This is a genomic window from Endozoicomonas sp. SESOKO4, from assembly GCF_024606275.1.
The window spans coordinates 1-6066 of sequence record NZ_JAHHPS010000313.1; the positions used below are offsets into that span (position 1 = coordinate 1).

At 48.3% G+C, this 6066-nt stretch carries 2 protein-coding genes; both read right to left on the minus strand.

Translation table 11 applies throughout. The features are described from left to right. Positions 1–3930: DUF4116 domain-containing protein (locus KDK16_RS05935; protein WP_257275152.1), on the minus strand; the 3930-nt coding region annotated here is incomplete at its 3' end. Between the two features lie 328 nt (positions 3931–4258). After that, on the minus strand, positions 4259–6066 hold a 1808-nt coding region (locus tag KDK16_RS05940), incomplete at its 5' end, for a response regulator (protein WP_257275153.1).

Sequence of the window (6066 nt, forward strand, 5' to 3'; positions counted from 1 at the left end):
AAATTGTTCTAAAACATTCTTGGCGGTTTCCTCACTAACAGCCACTCCGAGCCTGGCCAGATCAGTGGACAATTGGATAATGATATCTTCGTAGTAAGCTGACCAGCCCATACACTGGTTTTCGTCGTCTCCCGTCGCTCTGTTCAACAGATCATACATACATAATTTTTCTGCTGATTTGATCACTAAATCAAATATTGTTTGGTATCCTCCCCAGTAAAGTACTTTTTTTTGAACAGGGAAACCCTGGTCTATTAATTCCCATAAGTGTTGACGGGTGAAGCGATCCGGGTTCATTACCAGTTTTATAATGTCCTCAGCCTGAAATGGATGCTGTTGTGTTGGCAGATGCTGTTGATTCAGGATTTCAGCTTTTAACGACATTGGCAGAAGATTCAACAACCTCTTCAAGTTCTCTTCAGAAATGTTATGGGACATCGCAAAATTACTGAGCCTGGCTTCATTAAGTGCTAACAGAATCACATCAGTGTCATTTTTTAGATCTGTACTGGCAAAAAGGAGTGCATTAGGATGATTATTGACGGCAAGCATTACCAGCGATTTATCATTTTTGAGACGATCACTGGCAAAAACTAATAAACTTCCATCTTGTTCTATGGCAGTTTTAGCTATGCCAATATCATCCTTAAATATGTCGGCGATCAAATGAAATATATCCGGATTTTGCTGAACCAGCAAAAGCACCAGATCCCTGTCATGATCTAAATCAAAGTCTTCGCGCAGGAGTCCAATACAAGCGTCTCGCCGTGGGCAGTCGCTTGCAATGGCCATGCTAAATAACAGTTCTTTTATTATTCTTGCGGCATCATTCGGTTCAAGGTGTTTGGTAGCCGCATTAAATATTTGGCGAAGCTCTGAATTTTTATTCGGACCTTTAGTTGTCTCAATACAATGATAAGCGTTATTAGCCATTTCAAAAAATAGCCTGTATTCACCATCAAGATAACCGAGGAACGTATTATCATTGTAATATGGCGGCAAGTGCCTTTTATTGATTGCATTCAATACCAGACAATGTTTGAATGCCCAGTTGTTTATAGGTTCGTCCAGCCCGTTTTGACACCTTTTAACCAGCGTTTCAAAATACCATTTGTCAGTATTTTTACCGCGATTAAATTTGTTGATTGATATATCCATGGAGTTCAGTCCTGACAGAATGGTCACCAATTCCACAAAGGCCGCTTGTAACGCTGATGTGGTATTAACCTGGGTATACTCTACGGTCATTTTCCCCACGCCTTGATTGAAGCTAATGGCCATTGGCCGTGAGCTTCTATCAATTGATGCGCAACGGAGTACCTGAACCAAAAACCAGAAACGCTTCAATTTACCCTGTAAGTGTGCGTTATACCCGTCTTGGGAAAAATCATCAGAGATGTCGAGGCGGAGTGTACGGCCCTTGCCTCCCTCGGCCTGTTCCAGCATGGTAATGGCGCAGACGTGCACTCCGAGGGTTGCATTAATAAAAGCAGCATCCACCATATTCAGCATGTCTAGCTCTACTACACAAAGTTTGCTCAGCACCGAAATGCAATTGTCGTCTAATAGTCCGGGAACTCCGCGGGGGAGTACATCAATCAGCGTTCTATCTTCTGTAATTTCGGTAATTTGTCCCTGGCCGGATGCTTCAGCCACCGGGGCGAGAGCGCTGACAAATTGCTGATGAAGCCAGTAGATCAGGTCGTGAACAGAATAGATTTCGTTCACTTTATTGGGCTGGGTCAGTTTTTGCAATTTATCCAGCAAGGTCTGGCAATCTCTCAGCCATTGTCTGAAATTCGTCCGCCGGGCGGGCAATTCTCCCCGGGAAGCCAGCGGCATTACCACTTTTGTGTACAGGTCATCAATGGCATCCTTCAGGCAACTCCATTGTTTTTCAAGCAACGGGAGTTCATTGATAAAGGGCTTAACTTTGGAGTGTATGGTGCTCGATTCATACCCCGCGGCCAGATTTAAAAAGCGACGATAACCGGATAGAAATCGTTGCAAATCGTCCTGCAGAAGATGAATCTCCATGCCAAGCTGTGGTAACAGGTCCGATCGGTTTGCTGACATGCTGATTGCCTTGCTTCGCCCTGGTCCAAGGCAATGGCTTAGTAACCGGTCAGCGCGAAAGTAGTCCAGTAACCGGTTATTCTGGCGATTCAGCCAGGCAAAACCTGTGTCTACCCTGGTGAAGTCGGGTGGTTCTGCAGGACTGGTCGCAGGCAAGTTGATGATATCCTGACCGGAAGTGGTGCTGTTGGCCTGCCAGTAGGCAGACTGGTCGCCGGTTAGCAAACAGGCTCCGGGGCTGCCGGCAAAACTGCCTGCCACCAGTGTTACCTGTTGTCCGCTGGCTAGTGCTGATGCCTCAGAATACTGAGAGCCAGCCAACAGACAGGGTATACCCCCCTGACGCAGGGTGATGGCAACATGATCGTTGGTTCCCCCTTGTCTGAATACGCAGCCGCCCAGACGTTTCAAAATATCCGGTGCCAGCATCCAGTCACTGGCGTGATCGGAAAACAGAACGGCACTTGCTGGAATCTGTTCTGCGTTGACCGGTTCTGTTACCACCAGGGCTACACCACTGCGGCAACCTTCACTGACCATAATGCCTCCAGCCAGCGGCAGGGAGGGAGCTGCGGCAGAGAAATGGGTGCTCCCCGGCAGCCGGGTCACTGGCCGACACTGGAAGAGGTAAAGTTGCTGCTGGTCATCCACACCGAACTCAATATCTACCGGGCAACAGAACATATCTTCCAGCTGTTCTGTGTATTTCTGCAGTTTTTGCAATATCTCATCAGCCAGCATGATGTCTTTTACATCCGTGGTTGCCGTGGTGCTCTGTTCGATATAACCCGCTTCACAGGCCTCTTCATCGGTGATTTTTTTCAGCACAAACTGTGTCGTAATGTCTCCCGGAGTAAATTGCCAATCCGGTTGACTGTTTTCGTCATCACCGCGCCTGATCGTATAGCGATGGGGGCGGATGCCTGAATTTCCACAGACTGCCCCCCGTGGTTGACCCGGTGCATATTCCACTTGAATGGTATCGTCCTGCAATGTTAAGTGGCTGATTACTACGCCCCCCAGCTGGCAGTGGATGCACTGTTGCATGACCAGCGCAATGGGTTTTACCTGCCCGGTGGGACAGACTTCTGGCCGGTAAGCAGACGACAGGACTTGCAGGCAGGTTTTCAGGATATCGCCGCCACCATGAACCCGGGAATCATATCGACCGGCCTGGGCATCGCCGAAACGGTCTTCATCTACGCCGGAACTTCGGACGATGCAGGCTTTGTTGGATGCTTGCTGGAGTGTGAGGTACCGATGACGAATGTCCCGGGCAGCGCTGATATTTTTGACCTGTTGATAGAAATCCTCACTGGCAATAAATCCGGATAAACCCTTTAGCCATTCTGATTGTTGTTGCTGGGGGAGTTCGGTAACGATCTTGCGCAATTGTTTCAGACTGTATGATCCGTCGCTCTGCATGTCTATATTGGGCAGGAAGGTCAACAGGCATTGCGTGGGAAAAAGATGTTGCTCCAGAGCAGTGATCAGGGTTGTATCAACCACAGTGAAGGGCGGAACCGGGATATTGGCCTGCTGCATAAGGTGCAGAAATAGTCCCTTGCCGCCCATAAAAGCACGGGTTTGCCTGTCATTGGTAGGTGGTAAGGTGGCAGGTTGCGAGTCATGGTTGGCAGGCCAGAGGTTATCCGTGCCCGGAAGTTTGATATCACGGGCAGGTAGTCGGGGACAAGAAGGAACAGTTGTGTCTGAATTATCTTCTATACAAGGGGGTGAGCCCTGATTGGCAGCAATAACAGAACGAGCGAATGCGGATGCTTGGTAGCAGTCTGGCTTTCGGGCAGATTTGAGTAAAGCAAAGTCCGATGTTGTTGGTTGCGTCCTTTCCATGACAGTGATCTCCATAATTCATCTTACGTATGACCAGTGCTTTTGAAAAAAGTTTCAACAAATAGACTGATAGAAGACAAACAAAAGAGCCAGAGGGGGCTCAGGCCTTAAAAGGGATAATCCTGATTAGCATTGAACCTTAAGGTGGGCATTAGACCTACCCCTCAATTTTCAATGGGTTTCGGATGGAACCACGAAAGATATAATTCTGTCACGAGAGCAGAGTCGGTCTGCTCGTAACTGCAATTGATACGGCAGGAGTTTCAGAGCGAACACGCCTGATTTTAATCCTCAGCAGCGCAGCGGGACATCTAATCCCGGAATTTGTTCAGGCAATGGCTTCTGCTTCCTTTGATCGCTGCCAGTCCAAAAGCTCTTTAATGGCCCTGGTCACTTCCTCCACACCGTGAATGATGTTGGGCGCATTAAGGTGAGCGCTGTGCTTGAGGTCGGTTTCCAGCTCCAGACAGGCTTCCAGAAGTCTTGGAGCTGCACAGTATCGGCAAGCACCATGAAGTCTGTGAACCCGATCCAGTAGCGGCTCGTGCAGATTATTTCGGAAGCTTTCTTCGATCGTCTGCAAATCCTCTGGCAGACCACCAAGTAGCATGGCCAACATTTCTCTGGCCAGTTCCTGGTTGCCGGCAGCAAGCTTTATGCTCTTCTCGACGTCTATCGGTGATAAGTTGGGTTTTACCTGTCTGGATAGATTTTCTTCAGTCGGTTCATCGGGTGCCTGCACCGAGTTACCCGTCCAGTGACTGATGGTGGTGACCAGTTGCCGGGTATTGACTGGCTTGGTCATATAGTCATCCATACCGCTTTGCAGAATCTGTTTGCGTTCCTCGGGCAGTGCGTGGGCAGTCACAGCAATAACAGGAATACGTTTATAGATATTGTTGATATTTCTGATTCGACGCGTCGTTTCTAATCCGTCAATGTCAGGCATCTGAACATCCATCAGTATCAGGTCGAAGATTTTCTGATGGCAGTATTCAATGGCTTCAAAACCATTGTGAGCGGTGGTTACAGACTGATTCATTTTTAACAGAATGGTTTCCAGTAACTTAAGGTTTACCTGGTTATCATCCACGATCAGGATATCCAGTTTTTTTTCAAATACTGCTTTGGCGGGTTGCATGACGTCGGTTCCGGAGAGTGTATTCGAGGTCATCCCCTGAATCGCCAGCAAGAGTTTGTTTCTGGCCACGGGTTTAAGGAGGCAGTGAATCCCGGTGGGCAGAGTTTCAGGGTGATTACTGTTACCGGCCATGGCTAGAATCAAAACAGGGCTCTGTGTGAGATAGCTCTCGGCGATCCTCACGGTGCGTTGCAGACGATCATCACCCTGGCTCAGAAGAAGCAAGTCATAGTTATGATGGTTTTCAACGTAAGTTTGCAGCTCGTCCAGAGACTGAAACGAAGTGACTTTTAATCCCAGGCTTTGTGCCTGATGCCCAATGGAAAGTCTTGAGAGTTCCTGTGGCTCATAAAGTAATACATGATGGCAGCCAGTTATGGGTTCTGGCTTAAACAATACGTTTTCCTCTTTTATTGGATGGGCTCGAATGGTAAACCAGAAAGTAGAGCCTCTGCCAAGATCAGAATCGAGTCCGATTTCCCCTTGCATCTGTTCCACAAGACTTTTGCTGATAGCGAGTCCCAGGCCAGTCCCTCCGGCTTGTCGGGTTCTGCTGGAGTCGGCCTGTGAGAAAGCGTTGAAAATACGTGAGTGCTGTTCGGAAGTCAGGCCTGAGCCTGTATCCGTGACAGTAAACTTTAGTGTATGGACGTCAGAGTCATCCACTTGCTCCAGCATGACTCGAATGGCGACGCTGCCGTAACTGGTGAACTTGATCGCGTTGCTCACGAGATTGGTTAGAATCTGGGAGAGCCGCAGTTTGTCACCAATGATATCTTCAGGAGTGTCCTCGTAAATGAAGCTGGCCAGTTCCAGCGATTTATGGTGCGCTGCAGGGGCCATAATAGCCAGAACATCATCAATCACTTCCCGTATACTGAGTTGCTGATTGTCCAGTTCGAGCTTGCCTGCCTCAATTCTGGAGAAGTCGAGAATGTCATTCAGCATGGTCATAAGACTCTGGGCAGACTTCTCAATAGTCGACAGGTACTCCC